Annotated in this window: 4 protein-coding genes; 3 read left to right on the top strand and 1 reads right to left on the bottom strand. The window is 73.8% G+C overall.

Translation table 11 applies throughout. The annotated features are described in order from the left end of the window. Window positions 1–700: MFS transporter (locus ACTIDRAF_RS30550; protein WP_016700923.1), on the top strand; the 700-nt coding region annotated here is incomplete at its 5' end. A 190-nt stretch (window positions 701–890) separates the two neighbouring features. Next, a complete protein-coding gene (locus ACTIDRAF_RS0222285; protein WP_016700922.1) occupies window positions 891–1,637 on the top strand; it encodes a hypothetical protein in 747 nt (248 codons plus the stop codon). Window positions 1,638–1,686: 49 nt separating this feature from the next. Here ACTIDRAF_RS0222285 and ACTIDRAF_RS0222280 read toward each other — a convergent pair whose 3' ends face one another. Further along, the gene (locus ACTIDRAF_RS0222280; RefSeq protein WP_016700921.1) at window positions 1,687–2,724 is read right to left on the bottom strand and encodes an NAD(P)-dependent alcohol dehydrogenase; all 1,038 of its coding nucleotides are present in this window, start codon (window positions 2,722–2,724) and stop codon (window positions 1,687–1,689) included. A 261-nt stretch (window positions 2,725–2,985) separates the two neighbouring features. Here ACTIDRAF_RS0222280 and ACTIDRAF_RS0222275 point away from each other — a divergent pair, with 261 nt between their 5' ends. Continuing rightward, a complete protein-coding gene (locus ACTIDRAF_RS0222275; RefSeq protein ID WP_016700920.1) occupies window positions 2,986–4,014 on the top strand; it encodes an iron-containing redox enzyme family protein in 1,029 nt (342 codons plus the stop codon). The last annotated feature ends 238 nt before the right edge of the window (window positions 4,015–4,252 follow it).

Genomic DNA, 4,252 nt, shown 5'->3' with positions numbered 1-4,252 from the left:
CGCCGCCGGTCGGCTCCCGCTGCTGGACCTCCGGCTGTTCACCGGAACCCCCGGCTACGCCACGGGCGTCGCCCTGGCCACCGTGTACTTCTGCGGTTTCAGCGGCATCTGGCTGGTGCTCGCGGTCTTCTTCCAGACCGGCCTCGGCTACTCGGCGCTGGCGTCGGGGCTCGCCGTCACCCCCTTCGCCCTCGGGTCAGCGGTGACCGCGATGGTGGCGGGGCGGCTCGTGCCAAGGTGGGGGCGCCGGCTCACCGTGACGGGCCTGGTCCTGGTCGCTCTCGGTCTCGGCGCGGTCGCGGTGATCGCCCCCCTCGCCCCCGCCGACCACCTGGCCAGCGCGCTGGCGGGCCCCCTGCTGGTGGCCGGCGTCGGCGGTGGGGCGGTGATCTCGCCCAACACCACGCTGACCCTGGAATGCGTCCCCGGCACCCTGGCCGGGGTGGCCGGGGGCGTGCTCCAGACCGGGCAGCGCATCGGCACCGCGATCGGCACCGCGGTGCTCTCGGCCGCCCTGCACGGCGCGGTGGGCAGGGCGCAGGGCGGGTGGCCGATCGCGCTGTCCGTGGCGATGCTGTGCGCGGTGGCCTTCGTCCTGGCCGCACTGGTGCTCGCGGTGGCCGAGCTCCGGCAGCGCCGCCACCGCGCGTCCCCGACCGGTGGCCATCCCGAGGCGTGGCGGACCCGCACGAACCGGTGAGGGCCGCCGACCCGGGTGGTCGCTCACCCTCCTCCAACCTCCGCCCACCCGTCCTCGCCCTCCGCGTCCCCGCCGGCGCTGGGTCTGCGCACCCGGGAGACGACTCGCCTGGACCCCCGGACCGGCGGGACGTGCGGGATCACCAACAATTCGGTGGACAGGGCCGGGCAGCTGTCCGCATGCTCGCGGAATGAACCTGCGTGCGGTGACCCTGGCCGATCGGCCTGAGCTCGAGTCGGTGTTGTGGAAACTCGACAGCGGGTGGCCGACGTTCATCGACCACGACCCGGTCACCACCTTCGTCGACCTGGCGGTCGACCGGTTCCCGGAGTTCCTCTTCATCGTCTTCGACGGGGACGACCCGATCGCCAAGGTGCTCAGCGTCCCCTTCCACTGGAAGGGGAAGGACCCGGACGAGCTGCGCCCCGGCGGGTGGGACTGGGTCCTCAGCACCGCGTTCCTGCAGGACCGGGAGGGCATCACCCCGAACGCCGTCAGCGCCCTCGAGATCTCGATCCGGACGGACGTGCAGGGCAGGGGGCTGGCCCCGCGCCTGCTGGCGATGCTCGCGGACAACTGCCGGCGCCTCGGTTTCCACGACCTGGTAGCGCCCGTTCGGCCCACCCGCAAGCATCTCCGGCCGCACATGGCGATGGAGGAGTACGCCAGGGAGACCAGGGACGACGGCCTCCCCACCGACCCATGGCTCCGGGTCCACGCACGGGCCGGCGGACGACTGCTCCGAACCTGCCCCGCCTCCATGACGATCGCGGGCAGCCTCCAGCAGTGGCGTGAGTGGACCGCGTTGCCCTTCGACAGCAGCGGAAGCGTCGAGGTGCCGGGGGCCCTCGTCCCGGTCGACGTCAACGTCGACTGGGACCTCGCCGTCTACGTCGAGCCGAACGTCTGGGTGCACCACGAACTCGACCAGCGGTGAACCCGGTCGGCCGGGCCGGTGCGCACCGGCGCCCTCCGCCCTGAGGACGTCAGCCGCCCGGCACGATCACGCCACGTCCCCGGATCCGCCGGGCGCGCAACCGCTCGTACACGGCCGGCGCCTCCTCCAACCCGTACCGCTCGACCTCCGCCTCGACCTGACCGGAGCGCGCCAGGTCCAGCACCTCCAACAGCTCCCCCCGGCTGCCCCAGTACGGCGCGGTGACCGTCGTCTCGAACGGGAGGGTCCCGAAGCCCACCTCGACGGACCCGCCCTCCACCCCGACGAGTACCACGTCGCTCTCCACACCGGCGCAGGCGGCGGCGATCGCGGCGGTCGCGGGCAGACCGACGAAGTCGAGCACCACGTCGGCGCCCCCGCCGGTGAGTTCGCGTACCGCCTCCGGGGCCCGTTGGTCGGACGGGAAGACGACGTGGGCTCCCACCTCGCGGGCGAGCTCCATCTTCTCCTCGCTGACGTCGAGCGCCACCACCCGCGCCGCGGTCGTCGCGCGCAGGATCTGGATGCCCAGGTGTCCCAGGCCGCCGGCGCCGATCACCACCGCCGTGCTTCCCGGCACCAGCTTCGACGCGGAACGCGCGATGGCGTGGTACGGGGTGAGGCCGGCGTCGGTCAGCGGCACCGCGCGCACCGGATCGAGGTCGCCGATCGGGACCAGGTGGCGGGGGTCGTCCACCAACAGGTACTCGGCCAACGCACCGGGCGCGCCGAGACCAGGCGGGCGGATGCCCAAGCGGTCCGCGCGCAGGCAGTAGTTCTCCTTCCCCACCGCGCACTTCCGGCAGGTGCCGCACCCCCAGGGGCCGTACACCACGCAGGACTCGCCTTCGGCCATCCACTCCACGCCCGGCCCGACGGCCGCCACCACCCCGGCGCCCTCGTGGCCCAGGGTCAACGGGAGCGGGTACGGGTACTCGCTGGCCGACCAGTCCATGACCGTGATGTCCGAGTGGCACACCCCGGCGGCGGTGACCCGCAGCAACACCTCCCCGGGCCCCGGCTCGGGCGTCGGGACGTCGACCACCACCGGGGGAGCACCGATCTCGGTGTACTGAACCGCTCTCATCGCGACCTCCTCGGGACGGCGACGACACCGCTCGACCGCCCTTGCGCTGTTGGCCGAGGGTGGGGTACCCGAAACCTCCGGCCTGAACCGCGCCGGACGGAACGGCGGCCGGCCGCACCGGGCGCCCTCGGCCGGGTCGTTCTCCTCCCGCTCCGGTTGGCGGCGGGTCCGCCCGGGTACCCGGCGCGACGGAGAAGCCCCGCGTTCCCCGTCCACTCCGGCGCGGGAACGACGGGGACACCCGCGACCCCAGGAGGAGACATGCGCCTTCCCCCGCCACGGGGACCACTGAGCGGCGCCGTCATCGAGGCGCTGCGCCAGCGGCCCACCGAACGGGTCTCCCTTCCCCCTCCCGGCGCCGCCAGCGACGAGCCGTGGCACGACGACGACCTCCAGCTGGCGCTGTGGGTCTGCTATGAGCTGCACTACCGGGGGTTCGAGGAGGTGGACGACCGGTGGGAGTGGAACCCGGCACTCCTGTGGTGGCGCTCCGGTCTCGAACGGGACTGGGAAACCGCCTTGCTCCCCTTCGCCCCCTTCTCGGTGCCACCGGAACCCAGGGACGTCCCCGCCGCCCTGCGGCAGCTGATCGCCGACTCCGACGGTCCACCGCTGGCCACCTTCCTCCAGCGGGAGGCCACTCGTGACCAGTTCCGGGAGTTCCTCATCCACCGGTCGGTCTACCACCTGAAGGAGGCGGACCCGCACAGTTGGGCCCTGCCGCGCCTGGACGGCCGGACCAAGGGTGCCCTGGTGGAGATCCAGGCCGACGAGTACGGCGGCGGCCACCCGGAGCGCATCCACGCCGAGCTGTTCAGGGTCACGATGCGTGAGCTGGGCCTGTCCGACGCCTACGGCGCCTACGTCGACGAGACGCCCGCCGTGATGCTCGCGGCCAGCAACCTGATGCACCTGTTCGGGCTGCACCGGCGCTGGCTCGGCGCCACCCTCGGACACCTCGCCGCGTTCGAGATGACCTCGACGCTGCCGAACCGCCGGATCGGCGGCGGTCTGCGCAGGCTGGGCGGGTCGCCGGAGGCGGTCGAGTACTTCGACGAGCACGTGGAGGCGGACGCCGTCCACGAGCAGGTCGCCGCGAACGACCTGTGCGGAAGCCACGCCCTCGCCCGGCCGGACGCGGCCGGGGACGTCCTCTTCGGTGCCGCCTGCTACCTGCGGCTGGAGGCGGAGTTCGGCGAGTTCGCCCTCAGCCGCTGGCGGCAGGGCGCCTCCACCCTGCGGTCGGCCCCGGCGGTGCGCCAGGCGGCGCCGGCGGTCACCCCGTCCTGACCGCCGCACGCCCCCGGTCCGAGGTCCGCCGTGCCTGGGGCCCCGAGGCGCCGACCACCCGGGTCGGATGCGGTGTTCCGGCCGGTGGCCGGTGGGTGCGCGTACCTGCCGGCCGCTACCGCCGGTGGTCGCGCGGCACCACTCGGCTGCTGAACCGCACGCGCCGGGGCCGGACGGTGAACCGGCTCGGCCACGGGCCCGCGCCGGACGACGGACGTCCGGGAGGCTGTCCGTCGTC

The sequence above is a fragment of the Actinoalloteichus spitiensis RMV-1378 genome (genome assembly GCF_000239155.1).
GTDB classification, from domain to species: domain Bacteria; phylum Actinomycetota; class Actinomycetes; order Mycobacteriales; family Pseudonocardiaceae; genus Actinoalloteichus_B; species Actinoalloteichus_B spitiensis.
The sequence above is the reverse complement of the archived record's forward strand: the minus strand, read 5'-3'. Positions and strand labels throughout refer to the sequence as shown.